This is a genomic window from Variovorax sp. AB1(2024) (genome assembly GCF_037482385.2).
GTDB lineage: Bacteria > Pseudomonadota > Gammaproteobacteria > Burkholderiales > Burkholderiaceae_C > Variovorax.
Genome location: NZ_JBBHKP020000001.1, coordinates 5,546,687 through 5,561,858 on the forward strand (window position 1 = coordinate 5,546,687; position 15,172 = coordinate 5,561,858).

The 15,172-nt window shown below is 67.8% G+C and carries 14 protein-coding genes and 2 tRNA genes; 10 read left to right on the forward strand and 6 right to left on the reverse strand.

The window, feature by feature from the left end; all coding sequences use genetic code 11:
- Positions 1-26: 26 nt before the first annotated feature.
- Together WIX39_RS26005 and WIX39_RS26010 are read right to left on the reverse strand one after the other, a co-directional pair.
- Positions 27-935: a PP2C family protein-serine/threonine phosphatase gene (locus tag WIX39_RS26005; protein ID WP_081269836.1), complete on the reverse strand. Its 909-nt coding sequence runs from the start codon at positions 933-935 to the stop codon at positions 27-29.
- 7 nt (positions 936-942) lie between these two features.
- A complete protein-coding gene (locus tag WIX39_RS26010; RefSeq protein WP_081269837.1) occupies positions 943-1,950 on the reverse strand; it encodes a serine/threonine protein kinase in 1,008 nt (335 codons plus the stop codon).
- A gap of 91 nt (positions 1,951-2,041) precedes the next feature.
- Between WIX39_RS26010 and WIX39_RS26015 the strand changes: the two genes are divergently transcribed.
- The 4 genes from WIX39_RS26015 (at position 2,042) to WIX39_RS26030 (ending at position 6,190) form a co-directional block, all read left to right on the forward strand.
- Positions 2,042-2,965, forward strand: coding sequence for a YicC/YloC family endoribonuclease (locus tag WIX39_RS26015; protein ID WP_409196203.1), 924 nt, complete (start codon positions 2,042-2,044; stop codon positions 2,963-2,965).
- An 11-nt stretch (positions 2,966-2,976) separates the two neighbouring features.
- The gene (gene gmk / locus WIX39_RS26020) at positions 2,977-3,597 is read left to right on the forward strand and encodes a guanylate kinase (RefSeq protein WP_081269990.1); all 621 of its coding nucleotides are present in this window, start codon (positions 2,977-2,979) and stop codon (positions 3,595-3,597) included.
- 40 nt (positions 3,598-3,637) lie between these two features.
- Positions 3,638-3,841, forward strand: a complete 204-nt coding sequence (gene rpoZ / locus WIX39_RS26025) for a DNA-directed RNA polymerase subunit omega (protein ID WP_007835875.1) — start codon at positions 3,638-3,640, stop codon at positions 3,839-3,841.
- Positions 3,842-3,934: 93 nt separating this feature from the next.
- Positions 3,935-6,190 carry a RelA/SpoT family protein gene (locus tag WIX39_RS26030; RefSeq protein ID WP_081269839.1) on the forward strand — a complete coding sequence of 752 codons (2,256 nt, stop codon included), beginning with the start codon at positions 3,935-3,937 and terminating at the stop codon, positions 6,188-6,190.
- 29 nt (positions 6,191-6,219) lie between these two features.
- Here WIX39_RS26030 and greB read toward each other — a convergent pair whose 3' ends face one another.
- The 4 genes from greB to WIX39_RS26050 all read right to left on the reverse strand — a co-directional run bounded on the left by greB (position 6,220) and on the right by WIX39_RS26050 (position 8,058).
- On the reverse strand, positions 6,220-6,795 hold the full coding sequence (gene greB / locus WIX39_RS26035) for a transcription elongation factor GreB (protein WP_285410008.1): 576 nt from the start codon (positions 6,793-6,795) through the stop codon (positions 6,220-6,222).
- 55 nt (positions 6,796-6,850) lie between these two features.
- Positions 6,851-6,927 (reverse strand) — tRNA-Arg (locus WIX39_RS26040).
- A 116-nt stretch (positions 6,928-7,043) separates the two neighbouring features.
- Positions 7,044-7,120: transfer RNA gene (locus WIX39_RS26045), tRNA-Arg, on the reverse strand.
- 11 nt (positions 7,121-7,131) lie between these two features.
- Entirely contained in the window at positions 7,132-8,058 is a 927-nt protein-coding gene (locus tag WIX39_RS26050; protein WP_409196204.1) for a LysR family transcriptional regulator, read from the reverse strand.
- Positions 8,059-8,133: 75 nt separating this feature from the next.
- Here WIX39_RS26050 and WIX39_RS26055 point away from each other — a divergent pair, with 75 nt between their 5' ends.
- The 6 genes from WIX39_RS26055 (at position 8,134) to WIX39_RS26080 (ending at position 15,139) form a co-directional block, all read left to right on the forward strand.
- Complete coding sequence (locus WIX39_RS26055; protein ID WP_409196205.1) at positions 8,134-9,003, forward strand: HpcH/HpaI aldolase/citrate lyase family protein; 870 nt, start codon at positions 8,134-8,136, stop codon at positions 9,001-9,003.
- A gap of 68 nt (positions 9,004-9,071) precedes the next feature.
- Positions 9,072-10,064 carry a tripartite tricarboxylate transporter substrate binding protein gene (locus tag WIX39_RS26060; protein ID WP_409196206.1) on the forward strand — a complete coding sequence of 331 codons (993 nt, stop codon included), beginning with the start codon at positions 9,072-9,074 and terminating at the stop codon, positions 10,062-10,064.
- Between the two features lie 15 nt (positions 10,065-10,079).
- Positions 10,080-11,282, forward strand: coding sequence for a CaiB/BaiF CoA transferase family protein (locus WIX39_RS26065; protein ID WP_081269844.1), 1,203 nt, complete (start codon positions 10,080-10,082; stop codon positions 11,280-11,282).
- 3 nt (positions 11,283-11,285) lie between these two features.
- Positions 11,286-12,161, forward strand: a complete 876-nt coding sequence (locus WIX39_RS26070) for an amidohydrolase family protein (protein WP_409196207.1) — start codon at positions 11,286-11,288, stop codon at positions 12,159-12,161.
- A 23-nt stretch (positions 12,162-12,184) separates the two neighbouring features.
- Complete coding sequence (locus tag WIX39_RS26075; RefSeq protein ID WP_409196208.1) at positions 12,185-13,150, forward strand: Bug family tripartite tricarboxylate transporter substrate binding protein; 966 nt, start codon at positions 12,185-12,187, stop codon at positions 13,148-13,150.
- A gap of 141 nt (positions 13,151-13,291) precedes the next feature.
- On the forward strand, positions 13,292-15,139 hold the full coding sequence (locus tag WIX39_RS26080; RefSeq protein ID WP_409196209.1) for a diguanylate cyclase domain-containing protein: 1,848 nt from the start codon (positions 13,292-13,294) through the stop codon (positions 15,137-15,139).
- Positions 15,140-15,172 lie beyond the last annotated feature (33 nt).

The window sequence follows — 15,172 nt, forward strand, 5'->3', positions numbered from 1 at the left end:
GAGGAAAAAAGGAACGAACGGCGCGCTCAGGTCTTGCGGGCGGCCGAGCGGCGAATGGCTTCGTTGATCTCGGCGATGGAGCGCTCGATGGCGTCTTCGTCGAGGTCGTCGATCTCGTTGTCCGACGGCATGCCGGCCTGGATGGTGGAGGCGAACACGCCGTCTTCTATGGTTTCGGTGGACACGCCGCTGCGGTCGTCGCCCGTGCTGTCGGGCATTTCCCATTCGAGGGCGATGAGCGTGACGTTGTCGCTGTGGGCGCCGCCCTTGCGCAGCGCCATTTCGGCGAGGTCGGGGGCGGCGTCGGACACGGGCTTGCCGGAGGAAAGCGTGTGCACGATGAGCGCGTCGTCGAGCACGCCCCACACGCCGTCGGAGCACAGCATGAGGCGGTCGCCGCGCTGCAGCTGCAGCGGGCTGGACACGTCGAACAGCGGCGTGGTCGGCGAGCCGAGGCAGGTCAGCAGCAGGTTGCGGTTGACGGGCGCGTCGGAGCCGTGCGGCTTGGGGCGCTCGGCGTGGGAGTGGTCGCGCGTGCGGGTCAGCAGGCGGCCGTCGCGCACCACGTACAGGCGGGAGTCGCCGCAGTGCATCCAGGTGGCGGTGGTGCCCTGCAGCACGGCCGCGACGACGGTGGTGCGCGGCGTGTCGAGCATGGCCTTGTGGCTGGCGTACCGCATGATCTGCTGGTGCGCGGCCATGGCCGATTCGGCCAGGAAGGCTTTCACGTCCTTCACGATCGGGCGTGCTTCGCGCTGGTAGAGCGCGGCGATGGTCTGCAGGGCCAGCTGCGCCGCCACTTCGCCTTCCGGATGGCCGCCCATGCCGTCGGCCAGCACGAACAGGCCCGATTCCCGCGTGTAGCAATAGCCCATGCGGTCTTCGTTCTTGAGACGGCCGCCCTTGCGGCTGACCTGGAAGACGGAAAATTTCATGGTGATGTCATGCGGGCCGCGTGGTGGGCGCGGCAGCCTTGGGCAGGCCCTTCTTGTCGAAGGAGCGGATGTTGTCGATGGACAGCCGCACCTTCTCGCCCACGGTGAGCTTGGTGTAGCGGCGCTCGCCCTCGCGGCTGAGTTCCTTCTGCAGCGCGAAGACCGATTGCGGGCGCGACAGCGGGTCGAGCGACATGCACCACTCGACCACCTCGATCAGGTTGTCGGAATACACGCCGCGCAGGCGCGACAGCGACAGGCTGAGGCGGTCTTTCTCGATGCGGCGGGGGGCGTCGTTGGGCGGGTAGCCCTGCATGCAGGCGTAGATGCAGGCGCCGATGGCGTAGATGTCGGTCCAGGGGCCCATGGAAGAGTCGCGCCGGTACATCTCGGGGGCCGCGAAGCCTGGGGTGTACATGGGGCGGATGAAGATGCCTTCCTTGCTGAGCACCTCGCGCGCGGCGCCGAAGTCGATCAGCACGGCGCGGTCGTCGTCGGTCACGAAGATGTTGGCCGGCTTGATGTCCAGGTGCAGCATCTTGTACTGGTGGACGATGCGCAGCCCGCGCAGGATTTCGTCGAACAGCGACCGGATGGTGGATTCGCGGAACACCTTCTGCTTCTTCAGGTCGCGCGCCGTGACCACGAAATCCTGCAGGGTGGCGCCCTCCAGGTAGTTCATGACCATGTAGACGGTCTCGTTCTCGCGGAAGAAATTGAGCACGCTGACCACCGAGGCATGCGAGATCTGCGCGAGCGAGCGGCCCTCTTCGAAGAAGCTCTTGAGCCCCAGGCGGTAGAGGGAGAGCTTCTCGGGCGGCACCTGGGGCGCCAGTTCGTCGGGGCCCCGGGTGGCGAGCGACGAAGGCAGATACTCCTTGATGGCGACCTGCTGTCCGGCAGGGTCGATGGCCAGGTAGACGACACCGAAACCACCCGCGGAAAGCCGGCGTACAACGCGGTATCCGCCAATGACCGTATCGGGCAGCAGGGGCGAAGGCTTGACCTTTGACATAATCCGGGAGTTTCGCCCGAAGGCGATGGTGCGGCAAGCGAACGCCGTGCCGACGCCTCGGTGCTTGCAAGCAAAACCACAGTGAGGCGCAATGCCAGTTTACAGCATGACCGGCTACGCCAGCGGCCAAAATGGGTCCGCAGGCAGCCACTCCGAAGCCGAAGCACGGCCCTCCGCGGCGGGCCGGCTCGGGGTCGAAATCCGCTCGGTCAACAGCCGCTTCCTCGATCTCACCTTCAAGTTGCCGGAGGAACTGCGCCAGCATGAAACCGCGCTGCGCGAGTTGCTCACGGGCAAGCTCAAGCGCGGCAAGGTCGAGGTGCGCGCGGCCATCGAGAACACCGCCCAGGCGGGCGTCGTCGAGCCTTCCGTCAAGCTGCTCCAGCGGCTCAACGGGGTGCAGGACAGCATCAAGGCCTGGCTGCCCGGCGCCCGCGACCTGAGCGTGGCCGACGTGCTGCGCCTGGCCGGCGGCGACAGCGCCGCCCGCGGCGACTGGGGCCCCGATCTGCTCGAGGTGACCGGCAAGGCGCTCGACGGCCTGATGTCGGCCCGCCAGCGCGAAGGCGCCCGGCTGGCCAAGATACTCGAGGCCCACCTGGCCCAGCTGCGCACCCTGGTGCAGCAGGCCGGGCCGCTGGTGCCGCAGCTGGTCGAACAGCAGCGCACCCGCTTCCTGGAGCGCTGGAAGGAGGCGATGGGCCTGACCGAAAGCACCGGCGGCACCCTGCCCGAGGCCGCCCAGGACCGCGCGCTGACGGAAGCCACCGCCTTCGCGATCCGCATCGACGTGGCAGAGGAGCTGACCCGCCTGAACTCGCACCTCGAAGAGATCGAGCGCCTGCTCAAGAAGGGCGGCGAGATCGGCAAGCGCCTCGACTTCCTCATCCAGGAACTGCACCGCGAGGCCAACACCCTGGGCTCCAAGTCGGCAGCCCTGGAGCTCACGCGCATTGGCGTGGACATGAAGGTCCTGATCGAGCAGATGCGAGAGCAGGTCCAGAACATCGAATGACGAGCGAAAGCATGGATTACCCCGGCAATATCTTCGTGGTGGCGGCGCCCAGCGGCGCCGGCAAATCGAGCCTGGTCAAGGCGCTGATGGAGCTGGACGCAGCCGTCCAGCCCTCTGTTTCCCACACCACGCGCTCGCCGCGCGGGCAGGAAAAGCACGGCCGCGAGTACTTTTTTGCCTCGCCGACGGAATTCGACGCCATGGTCGCGGCCGACGGCTTCGTGGAATGGGCGCACGTGCATGGCCACAAGTACGGCACTTCCAAGAAGGCCATCGAGGAGCGGATCGCCCAGGGGGCCGACGTCATCCTCGAAATCGACTTCCAGGGCGCGCTGCAGATCCGCAAGACTTTTGCCAACGCGGTCATGATCTTCATCCTGCCGCCCAGCTGGGAAGAACTGCGCTCCCGCCTGGAGCGGCGCGGCGAAGACAGCGCCGCGGTGATCGAAACCCGCCTGAAGAATGCCGCCGAGGAGATGGCGCAGGCGGGGAAATTCGACTTCGTTATAATCAACGAGTTATTTGAGCGCGCGCTTTTCGATCTCAAGGCGATCGTCCACGCTCAGCGGCTCCGGTACTCCGCACAGCGCCGTGCGCGTGCCGACACATTCGCCGCACTGAACATCCCCTGATATCCGAGTTCATCCGCTCACAGACAGAAAGATCCTCATCATGGCCCGCATCACCGTCGAAGACTGTCTCGTCAATATTCCCAACCGCTTCCAGCTCGTGCTGGCCGCCACGTACCGTGCGCGCATGCTGAGCCAGGGCCACGCCCCCAAGATCGAGAGCAAGAACAAGCCCGCCGTCACGGCGCTGCGCGAGATCGCCGAAGGCAAGATCGGCCTCGAAATGCTCAAGAAAGTGCCGGGCTGATCTGACGCAGCCCTGCAACGAAAAGGCACCGCAATGCGGTGCTTTTTTTATGTCCGGACGCGTCCACGGAGCGGTCACGCTAAAGTGGTAGCCATGAGCGCGGTAGCCAAACATCAGTCCCATGCCCCCAAAGGCACGCCGAAGCCGAGCCCGGCGGCGCTGAACGCGGCCGCAGCAAGCTTTGCCGCATTGACAGCGCGGCTCGACTACCTGAGCCCCGAAGACACCGAGCTGGTCCGCCGCGCCTACCGCTTCGCGGACGAGGCCCACCTGGGGCAGCTGCGCAACAGCGGCGAGCCGTACATCACCCACCCCATCGCAGTGGCGGCGCAATGTGCCGAGTGGAAGCTCGACGCGCAGGCCCTGATGGCCGCCCTGCTCCACGACGCCATCGAGGATTGCGGCGTCACCAAGCCAGAGCTGATCGAGCGCTTCGGTGCCCCGGTGGCCGAGCTGGTCGACGGTCTCACCAAGCTCGACAAGCTGCAGTTCAACACGCGCGAAGAAAACCAGGCCGAGTCCTTCCGCAAGATGTTGCTGGCCATGGCGCGCGACGTGCGCGTCATCCTGGTCAAGCTGGCGGACCGCACCCACAACATGCGCACGCTGGCCGATGCACCGCGCGAGAAATGGGCGCGCATCTCGCGCGAAACGCTCGACATCTACGCGCCCATCGCGCATCGGCTCGGGCTCAACCAGACCTATCGCGAGCTGCAGGAACTGTCGTTCCGGCACCTGAAGCCGTGGCGCTACGCCACGCTGTCCAAGGCCGTGGCCAAGGCACGCGGCCGGCGCCGCGACCTGATCCAGAAAGTGCAGAAAGAGGTCGAGACCGCCTTCTCGGCCGCCGGCATGACGCTTCGGATCGCGGGGCGGGAGAAAACGCTCTATTCCATCTACCGCAAGATGGAGGAAAAGCACCTGAGCTTCGCCCAGGTGACCGACATCTACGGCTTCCGCCTGATCGTGCCGAACGTGATCGCCTGCTACACCGGCCTGGGCATCCTGCACCAGATGTACAAGCCGCTGCCGGGCAAGTTCAAGGACCACATCGCGATCGCCAAGCTCAACGGCTACCAGTCGCTGCACACCACGCTCGTGGGGCCGGCCGGCGTGAGCGTCGAATTCCAGCTGCGGACCGAGGCCATGCACGTGGTGGCCGAATCCGGCGTGGCCGCGCACTGGCTCTACAAGGCCGCCGAGCCGAACGCGGCCAGCAACGACCGCCTGGGCACCAAGTGGCTGCAATCGCTGCTCGACATCCAGGACGAAACCCGCGACGCCGCCGAGTTCTGGGACCACGTCAAGGTCGACCTGTTCCCCGACGCGGTCTACGTGTTCACGCCCAAGAGCCAGATCATGGCGCTGCCGCGCGGCGCCACGGTGGTCGACTTCGCCTACGCCATCCACAGCAACATCGGCGACCACACCTCGGCCGCGCGCATCAACGGCGACCAGGTGCCGCTGCGCACCGAGCTCAAGAACGGCGACGTGGTGGAGGTCATCACCGCACCGGTGTCGACGCCCAACCCGGCCTGGCTCGGCTTCGTGCGCACGGGCCGCGCCCGCTCCAAGATCCGCCACTACCTCAAGACGCTGGCGCACGCCGAGTCCGAAGGGCTGGGCGAGAAGCTGCTGGCGCAGGCCTTGCGCGCCGAAGGCCTGAGCAAGCTGCCCGAGAACGACGAGGAACACCAGGCGCTGTGGGAAAAGCTGCTGCGCTTCACCGGCAACCGCACCCGCGCCGAACTGCTGACCGACATCGGCCTGGGCAAGCGCATTGCCAGCATCGTCGCCAAGCGGCTCGTGGCCATGCTGTCGGAACTGGGCGAGCGCCCCGACGCGCTGCTGCTGAGCCGCGAACGCTTCATTTCGCACGAAACCGTGTCGCAGGGCGCGGTCACGCTGGACGGCAGCGAGAACTCATCGGTGCGCTTTGCGCTGTGCTGCCGCCCGATTCCCGGTGACCAGATCGTCGGCTACCTCGGGCATGGCGAAGGGCTGGTGGTGCACACCGAAGAATGCGGCGTGGGCCAGCGCCTGCGCCACAAGGACAGCGAACGCTTCTTCGCCGTGGAATGGGCCGACGAGCCGACGCGCGCGTTCGAGACCGGCGTGGTCATCACGGTGCGCAACGACAAGGGCGTGCTGGCGCGGGTCGCCGCCACCCTGGCCGATGCCGAAGCCGACATCACGCACGTCGAAATGGCCGATGAAACGCCGCAGGATTCGACCGACCTGCGCTTCGTGATCGCGGTGCGCGACCGCGCGCATCTCGATGCGGTGCTGCGCGCCGCGCGCCGGACCGCGTCGGTGCTGACGGCATCGAGGACCGTGCCCGTCCCCTGAGCGGCCTTGATTGGAGCGGCGTGGCGCTGTTACGCCGCGGCCGGGCGCGGCGCCGGATAGCTCACCGACAGGATCTCTACCTCGTGCGCGCCGCCCGGCGTCACGAGCTTCACCACGTCGCCCTCGCGCGCCTTCAGCAGCGCCCGCGCGATCGGTGAAATCCAGCTGACCTGCGACTTGGCGCTTTCCGCCTCGTCGATGCCGAGGATCGTGACGCTCCGCTCGTCGCCGGTTTCGTCGGCATAGCGGACCGTGGCGCCGAAGAAGACCTGGTCCCGGCCGTGATGCACCGACGGATCGGTGACCTCGGCGATTTCGAGCCGCTTGGTGAGAAAACGGATGCGGCGGTCGATTTCGCGCAGGCGCTTCTTGCCGTAGAGATAGTCGCCGTTCTCGGAGCGGTCGCCGTTCTTGGCAGCCCAATGCACTGTTTCGACGATCTTCGGCCGCTCTTCGTCCATCAGGTGCAGCAGCTCGTCGCGCAGCCGCGCGTAGCCGTCGGGGGTGATGTAGTTCTTGCCGCCCGCGGGCAGCGGAGGCGATGCGCCATCGGCGCCGTCGTCGTCCCCGTCTGTTTCGGTTTCCTTGGTGAATGCCTTGCTCACGCAGATCCTCCAAATGAAAAAAGCCCGCAACTTGCGTTGCGGGCTTTCCTTGTAGTGGTGCGGCTGGCAGGAATTGAACCCACGACCCCTTGGTTCGTAGCCAAGTACTCTATCCAACTGAGCTACAGCCGCACAGCTTGCAATTATAGCCTGCCTTTTTCACCCGATTCTTGGTTTTCCGGAGCGAACAAGGCGGAGCCCACAAAGAAAAAAGCCCGGAAGACGAATCTTCCGGGCTTTTCAACAGGTGGTGCGGCTGGCAGGAATTGAACCCACGACCCCTTGGTTCGTAGCCAAGTACTCTATCCAACTGAGCTACAGCCGCTGAGCTCTCGATTATAGCCTGCTTTTTTGAGCCTCCCAGGTTGCGGCACTTCTGCGTGAAGTTCTCTTGCCTCCGCTGACCTGCCCCGCGCTGTCCACGAAGCCCTCGATCAGCCTCAGACGCGGCGATGCGCGCAGCCACAGCACACCGAAGCGCCGAGGCTCCGAAGGCAGCGGCAACGCGATCTTGGCGATGCGCTGGCCTTCCAGCAGCGGCGATGCGATGTCCGGCACGATCGAAACGCCGAGCCCGCGGTCGACCATCATCGCGATCGCCAGCAGCGAGCTGAGCTCGAAGCGCTCCTGCGGCACGATGCCCGCGGCGCGCAGGTAACGGTCGGCCTGCTTGCCGCCGCCAAGGTTGCGGTCGTAGCGAATCAGCGGCGATGTCCTCAGCAGTTCGTGCGGATCGCGCCGCGCCAGGCGGCTGGGCGCGAGCAGCACCAACGGCTCTTCGCGCAGCAACGACCAGTCGAAGGTCTTCGGCAGCGCGAAGGTCGGATGGAGGCACACGGCCGCGTCGAGCTCGCCCTGCGCCAGCGCCTTGTGCAGCGTGGCGGTGGTGCCCGACTGCAGGAACACCTTGGCGCCCGGGTGCGCCTTCACGAAGTGCGCCAGGATGTCCGGCAGCAGGCTGTGAATGGCGGTGTTGATGGTGCCCACCAGCAGCTCGCCGCCGGCCGCATCGCTGCCGAGCAGCGCCTTGATGTCGCTCACCTCCCTGAGCAGGTTGCGACCGCGCTGCACCAGCTGGTGCCCCGCCTCGGTGGGTTGCACCGTGCGGCCGGCGCGCGCGAGCAGCGGCGCGCCGAGCTCGCGCTCCAGCGCGCGGACCTGCTGTGCCACGGCGGCGGGCGTGAGGTCGAGCCGGCGCGCGGCCTCAGACATCGAGCCGGACTCCACCACCAATAGAAAGCTGTGCAGGTAGGCGGTTTCCATGAAGATAGATTTTCTATGATCTGATCATAGAAAGCATGTGTTTTTCTAATCTCATGGACTGCGGACACTGCAGGCATGAGAAGCAAGCTTTTTGTTCCCGGCACACGCCCCGAGCTGTTCGCCAAGGCGCTGGAGAGCGCCGCCGACGGCATTTGTCTCGACCTGGAAGATGCTGTCTCCGAAGCGCGCAAGGACGAGGCGCGCGACCGTGTGCGCCAGCTGCTGGCGGGCGTCGATGCGGCAGCAGCCGGCAAGACCCTGATCGTGCGCGTCAACGCGATGGACACGCCGCACTTCGAGCGCGACGTGGCCGCGGTGGCGATGCCCGGCGTGCACCTGGTCAACCTGCCCAAGCCCGAGAGCCCGGCGCACGTGCAGGCTGCGGCGGAAGCCATCGAGCGTGCCGAGCGAACGCATGGCGTGACAACACCTATCGGCCTGCTGCTGAACATCGAAACGCCCTCTGCCCTGCGCATGGCCTCGCAGCTCGCGCTCGCGCATCCCCGCGTGAAGGGGCTGCAGCTGGGCCTCGGCGACCTGTTCGAACCGCTGGGCATTGCGCGGCGCGCGCCGGAAGCGATCCAGCAGGCGATGTTCGCGGTGCGCATTGCCGCCGGCGAAGCCGGTGTCTACGCCTACGACAGCGCATTCGCCGACATCCGCGATGCCGAAGGCTTTCGCGCCGAGGCGAAGCTCGCGCGCAACCTCGGCTTCCTCGGCAAGACCTGCATCCATCCGAGCCAGGTCGCCATCGCGAACGAAGTGTTCCGCCCCACCGACGAGGAAATCGCGCACGCGTGCAAGGTGGTCGAAGCGGCACGCGAGGCGGACGCCAAGGGCATCGGCGCCTACGTGGTGGACGGAAAGATGATCGATATCCCCTTCGTGCTTCGCGCACGCGCCATCGTCGAGAGCGCGCGCGGGCTCGGGCTGCTGCCCGGCTGAACGCACAGGCCTTGCCCTCCCCTCGGCGAGGCACGCAGACACACAAGAACCAGGAGACAAGACACACCATGCGCATTCCCACCATCCTTCGCCCGGGCGCCCTCGCAGCCATTGCATTCGCCGCTGCATGCGTGCCCGTCGGCACGGCGTTCGCACAGCAGGCGGCCTATCCGTCCAAGGCCATCACCATCGTCGTGCCCTACCCCGCGGGCGGCTCGAACGACACCTTTGCGCGGCAGATCGCCAAGGAACTCGGCGACGAGCTCAAGCAGCCGGTGATCATCGATAACCGGCCCGGCGCCAGCGGCAACACCGGCACCGCGCAGGTGGCGCGCGCCACGCCCGACGGCTACACGCTGGTGGCGGTGTCCTCGAGCATGACGACCAATGCGGCCGTGCAGTCGAAGCTGCCTTTCGATCCGGTGAAGGGCCTCGCGCCCGTGGCGATGTTTGCCAAGGGTCCCTTCATCGTCGCGGTCAACAACGAGTTTCCCGCGAAGACACCCGCCGAGCTGATCGCAGCCATCAAGGCGAAGCCGGGCCAATACAACTACGCCTCCTCGGGCTCGGGCAGCGTCAACCAGTTCGGCACAGAGCTGCTCAAGGCCAAGGTGGGCGACCTGCAGATCGCGCACATCCCGTACAAGGGCATGGGCCCGGCCGTGACCGACCTGATCGGCAACCAGACCCAGTTGCTGATTTCCAGCGGGCCGTCGCTGCTGCCGATGGTGCGCGCGGGCAAGCTGCGCGCCGTCGGCATCACCAGCCTCAAGCCGAGCCCCGTCGCGCCCGACCTCACGCCGATGTCCGCCGCGGTGCCCGGCTACGAGTTCGAGCTCTGGTGGGGCCTGCTGGCGCCGGCGGGCACGCCGGGCGACGTGGTCGCGAAGCTCAACCAGGCCGTCAACCAGATCCTGGCCCGCCCCACGATCGCGGCCAACTTCCTGCGCGAAGGCGCGATCGCCACGCCGCTCACGCCGGCGCAGTTCGGCACCGTGATCGCCGACGACGTGGAGCGCTGGAAGAAGCTGGCCAGGCAACAGAACATTACTGCAGACTGAGAAGAGAGAAGACCCATGAGCCTCGCCCCACCCCACGATGCCGGCAACGACGCGCGCCTGCCCCCGCGCAGCGGCCCCGCGGGCCCGCTGAGCGGACTGCGCGTGCTCGACCTGAGCGCCTACATCGCGGGTCCGTACGGCTGCTCGCTGCTGGCCGACCAGGGCGCGGAGGTCATCAAGATCGAGCCGCCCACGGGCGACAACCTGCGCAAGTACCCCTCGACGCTGGAAGCCGAGAGCCGCGCCTTCATCGGCGTGAACCGCAGCAAGCTCGGCGTGGTGCTCGACCTGAAGAACGCGGACGACCTCGCCGCGCTGAAGACGCTGGTGGGCACGGCCGATGTGCTGGTGCACAACTTCCGGCCCAGCGTGCCGCCGCGGCTGGGCATCGGCTACGAGCAGCTGAAGGCGCTCAACCCGCGCCTGATCTACTGCGCCGTCACCGGCTATGGTGAGACCGGCCCGCTGCGCGAGAAGGCCGGCTACGACCAGGTGCTGCAGACCATGACCGGCATGTGCGCGCTGCAGGGCCAGCGCGGCGGTCCGCCCGAGATCCTCTACGGCTCGGTGGTCGACTACTACGCGGCCGCGCTGGTGGCCGCCGGCGTGGCCTCGGCGCTGTACGAGCGCGAGAAGAGCGGCGTCGGCCAGTATGTCGGCGTGTCACTGCTGCGCTCCGCGCTCACCATGCAGTCGGCCCGCATGGTGTGGGCAGAAGGCGAGCCCAAGGACGTGGGGCGCGACATGCGCTCCGGCGGCATCACCGGCCTGCATCCCACGCGCGAGGGCTACCTGTACATCTCCGCCAACACGCCGCATTTCTGGCAGGCGCTGTGCGCCAAGGTCGGGCTGCCCGAGCTGGCGGTCGACGAGCGCTACGACTCGGTGCGCAAGCGCGCGCAGCATTCCGCCGAGATCGTTCCCCGGCTGCGCGCGGCGCTGGCCGAACGCAGCGCGCTGGAGTGGGAAGAGCGCTTCGGCGAAGACGTGCCCTGCGCCGCCGCGCGCACCGTCGAGGACATGTTCGACAACCCGCAGGTGCTGGCCGAAGACATGGTGACGGAGTTCGCGCACCCCACGCTCGGCAGCTACCGCGGCTTCACGCGGCCCGTGCAGTTCGGCCGCACGCCGGGCCCGGAGCCATTCGCGGCGCCGACGCTGGGCCAGCACACAGGCGCCGTGCTGGCCTCTCGCGGCAAGGGAACCGGCCAGGGCTGAGCCATGCGCCTCGAGATCGCCTGCCCCAACAGCAGCGGTACGCAGCGGCCCACGAGCAACGCGCCGGAGGGCGCCTGCGATGCGCACATGCATGTCTACGACCGCCGCTTCGCGCTGCATGCCCCGCCCGATGCGATGGTCGACGACGCCACCGCAGGCGACTACCGCCTGCTGCAGCGGCGCATCGGCACGCAGCGCACCGTCGTCGTGCAGCCGCGCATCCACGGCACCGACAACAGCGTGACGCTCGCGGCCATTCGCGCGCTCGGCGCCTCGAGCACGCGGGGCGTGGCGGTCGTGCGTCCCGAGGTGAGCGACGACGAACTCGCGCGGCTGCACGCAGGCGGCATTCGCGGCATCCGGTTCACGCTCTACACGCCGACCCACGCGACCACCGATTTCTCCATGGTCGAGCCGCTCGCGCACCGCATGCACGCGCTCGGCTGGCATGTGCAGTTGCACTGGAGCGCCGACCAGATCGCCGAACACGCGGCCCTGCTCGAGCGGCTGCCCTGCACCATCGTCCTCGACCACCTCGCGCGGCTTGCGCTGCCGGATGCGCAGGCGCACCCCGCCTTCGCGGTCGTGCGCCGGCTGCTGGACAACGGCCGCACCTGGATCAAGCTGTCCGGCGCCTACCTCGATTCGAAGGTGGGCGCCGAAGGCGGCTACGCCGACACCGCCGCCGTTGCCCGGGCCTGGGTGCGGCATGCGCCCGAGCGCATGGTGTGGGGCAGCGACTGGCCCCACCCCACCGAGCGCGGCGCCAAGCCCGACGACGCGCAATTGTTCGACCTGCTTCACCAATGGGTGCCCGACGAAGCCGTGCGCCGCCGCGTGCTGGTCGACAACCCAGCGCGCCTCTACGACTTTTCCTGAACCAAGAACATCGAGACATCGGCATGAAGAAGACAACACGCGTCCTGAAGACGATCGCGGCCATCGCCGCCTGCGCGCCCCTGCTGGGCTGGGCGGCATGGCCCGACAAGCCGATCCGCATGGTCGTGCCCTACGCGGCCGGCGGCGGCGCCGACAACACTGCACGCATCGTCGCGCAGCAGATAAGCGCGGCGCTGGGCCAGCAGATCGTCATCGACAACAGGCCGGGCGCGGGCGGCGTGATCGGCGAAGACAACGTGGCCAAGGCGGCGGGCGACGGCTACACGGTGCTCTACGACGCATCGGCGTTCTCGGTGAACCCTGCGCTGCGCAAGCTGCCCTTCGACGCGGCGAAAGACTTCATTCCGGTGTCGCTGGTGGCCACGGCGCCGCAGATCCTGGTGGTGCCGGAGAACGCGCCCTACAGGACCGTGGCCGAGTTCCTGGACTTCGCGCGCAAGAACCCCGGCAAGCTGAGCTTCGCGTCGGCGGGCGGCGGCACCGGCTCGCATCTTGCAGGCGAGGCGTTGAACGAGCAGGCCAAGGTCAACCTGATGCACGTGCCCTACAAGGGCGGCGCGCCCGCGCTCACCGACCTGATGGGCGGGCAGGTGTCGGCGTACTTCGGCAACGTGGCCTCCACCCTCGGCTACGTGAAGTCGGGCAAGCTGCGCGCGCTGGCCGTGAGCTCCACCCGACGCGTGCCGGCCCTGCCCGACACGCCGACGCTCGGAGAGTCGGGCCTGCCGGGCTACAACGTGGTCGAGTGGAACGGCGTGTTCCTTCCGAAGGGCACGCCGCCCGACATCGTGCAGAAGCTCGGCAAGGCGGTGCAGGCGGCGGTGAACGATCCCACGGTGCGCCAGAAGCTGCTGCAGCTCGGCCTCGAACCCGCGGGGACCGCGCCGGAGGCATTCGCCAGGTTCGTGCAGGACGAGACGGGCCGGGTGAGTGCCCTGGTCCGGGCGCGCAACATCAGGGTCGATTGAATCAAGGGTTTACCCTTGGTCATTGCCACTATCTCGCACAAGAGAGGCAGATAGTGATGCTGCGCAGCCGGCCGGTGCGAACAAGCGCCATGCTTTTCCCCGAGAATCCGCCGTTTTGCCCGATCCGCTGCAGCACATCCCATGATGTCCCGCCTCTTCCTACGCGGCGCCGCCGATACGCGCCTTGCCTGGCGCCTGCTGGTGGCCGCCGCGCTCGCGCTGTTCCTGTCAGCCGTCGCCGCCGCCCAGCCGGCCGGTGACGCGCAGCGCGGGCCGCTGCTGATACGGCACCAGCCGAACGGGCTGCCGGCCGTGCGGCATCTGCAGGTGTTCGAGGACAAGACGCGGTCGCTGAACATCGAGCAGGTGCGCACGCCGCCGCAGGAGGCCAGGTTCGCCTTCCCGGACGACCCGCTGCGGGGCAAGGAATCCGACCGCGTGCTCTGGTTCAAGCTGCAGATGCGGCTGGCCGACCCCGCCGAAGCCTCGCGCGAGTGGCTCATGCTGGTGCCGACGGTCTCGACGCACGACCTGCGCTTCTACGGCCCCTACGACGCAGACGGCCACGCGCTGGCCGCCCCGGTCACCACCGGCATGCGCTACCCGTGGGCGAGCCGCCCGGCCGCGTCCGAACAGATGGCCTGGCGCTTCCGGTTGCCCGGCCCGGGCACCTACGACGTGTACTTCCGGGTCGAATCGACGTTCGCGCGCATCTACGACGTTTCGGTCTGGGACCCGGCCGACTACCTGCAGTCCACGCAGGACAAGCGCATGTTCGACGGCGTGACCTACGGCGTGCTGATCGGCCTGATGGTGTATGGGCTGGTCCTGTTCAAGGTGTTCGGCGAGGGGCTGTACGGCTTCTACATGCTGTCTTGCGCCTGCGGCGTGCTGGCCCTCGGCAGCATCAACGGCCACGCCTTGCGCTACCCCTTCGCCCACTGGCCCGCGGCGGCAGGCTTCGCCTACACCGCGGGGCCGGCGCTGTGGGCCATCTGCAAGCTGCAGTTCGGCAGGCGGCTGCTGCGGCTGCGCCATTTCGCGCCTCCGCTGGACTGGCTGGTACAGGCCTTCACCGTCGCGCTGGCGCTGGCCATTCCGTACGCCAACTGGGGCGCCCATCCGCTGATGACCTTCCGGCTGGTGCAGATCTCGGTGATTGCATCGACCGTGGTGATGGTGATCGGCGCGCTGATCGCGATGCGGCGGCGCTACTGGCCGGCGGTGCTCTACTTCTTCGGCGTGGCGCTGCTGCTGGGCGGCATCGGCGCGATCGTGGTCGCGAGCTGGGGCTGGATCGAGTGGGCGCCGAACCAGATGAACGTGTCTCAGGGCGCGCTGGTGGCCGAGCTGATCGTGTTCGCCGTGGCCATGGGTTCGCGGCTGCAGCTCGTGCTGCGCTCCGAGCAGGCGCTCACCGCACGCACGCAACAGTTGGTGGAGGCCCTGGGCACCGACGCGCTGACCGGCGCCGCCAGCCGCGCCGGCTTCGAGAGCCGCGGCGAGGAACTGCTGGACAAGGGCCAGCCTTTCGCCCTGATGCTGCTCGACCTGGACGGGTTCAAGGGCGTGAACGACGCGCACGGACACGCGGCCGGCGACCAGGTGCTGATCGCCATCGCCCAACGGCTTCGCGCGCAATTGCGCAAGGACGACGTGGTTGCCAGGCTGGGCGGCGACGAGTTCGCGGTGCTGGTGCTCGGCACGCCCTCACGCGACGCCATGAGCCTCATGGCCCGCCGCATGATCGAGGCGGGCTCGCAACCGGTCGAATACGAGGGCCGCAGCGTCACGGTCGGCATGAGCCTGGGGATTGCCTGCCGCCCTGGCGACGGCGACACCCTGGCCCGGCTGCTGCGCGCGGCGGACAGGGCGATGTACCACGTCAAGCAGCACCGGGCGGGCCCGGCGTTCACCTTCGCGTCGGACCTTGCCGCCCAGCCGGGCTCGCTGAGCGCTGATGCGATTCCGCTCGAACGTACGGGTTGAAGGCAGGAATGGCCCCGGGCCGCCCTCGAGGCG

Bases quoted from the DNA above. Each gene is read 5' to 3' on its own strand.
- WIX39_RS26070 (WP_409196207.1), top strand. From the start codon at position 11,286: ATGCGCCTCGAGATCGCCTGCCCCAACAGCAGCGGTACGCAGCGGCCC.
- WIX39_RS26050 (WP_409196204.1), bottom strand. From the start codon at position 8,058: ATGGAAACCGCCTACCTGCACAGCTTTCTATTGGTGGTGGAGTCCGGC.
- WIX39_RS26080 (WP_409196209.1), top strand. From the start codon at position 13,292: ATGATGTCCCGCCTCTTCCTACGCGGCGCCGCCGATACGCGCCTTGCC.
- WIX39_RS26005 (WP_081269836.1), bottom strand. From the start codon at position 935: ATGAAATTTTCCGTCTTCCAGGTCAGCCGCAAGGGCGGCCGTCTCAAG.
- WIX39_RS26055 (WP_409196205.1), top strand. From the start codon at position 8,134: ATGAGAAGCAAGCTTTTTGTTCCCGGCACACGCCCCGAGCTGTTCGCC.
- WIX39_RS26060 (WP_409196206.1), top strand. From the start codon at position 9,072: ATGCGCATTCCCACCATCCTTCGCCCGGGCGCCCTCGCAGCCATTGCA.
- WIX39_RS26015 (WP_409196203.1), top strand. From the start codon at position 2,042: ATGCCAGTTTACAGCATGACCGGCTACGCCAGCGGCCAAAATGGGTCC.
- gmk (WP_081269990.1), top strand. From the start codon at position 2,977: ATGGATTACCCCGGCAATATCTTCGTGGTGGCGGCGCCCAGCGGCGCC.
- WIX39_RS26065 (WP_081269844.1), top strand. From the start codon at position 10,080: ATGAGCCTCGCCCCACCCCACGATGCCGGCAACGACGCGCGCCTGCCC.
- WIX39_RS26075 (WP_409196208.1), top strand. From the start codon at position 12,185: ATGAAGAAGACAACACGCGTCCTGAAGACGATCGCGGCCATCGCCGCC.
- WIX39_RS26030 (WP_081269839.1), top strand. From the start codon at position 3,935: ATGAGCGCGGTAGCCAAACATCAGTCCCATGCCCCCAAAGGCACGCCG.
- WIX39_RS26010 (WP_081269837.1), bottom strand. From the start codon at position 1,950: ATGTCAAAGGTCAAGCCTTCGCCCCTGCTGCCCGATACGGTCATTGGC.
- rpoZ (WP_007835875.1), top strand. From the start codon at position 3,638: ATGGCCCGCATCACCGTCGAAGACTGTCTCGTCAATATTCCCAACCGC.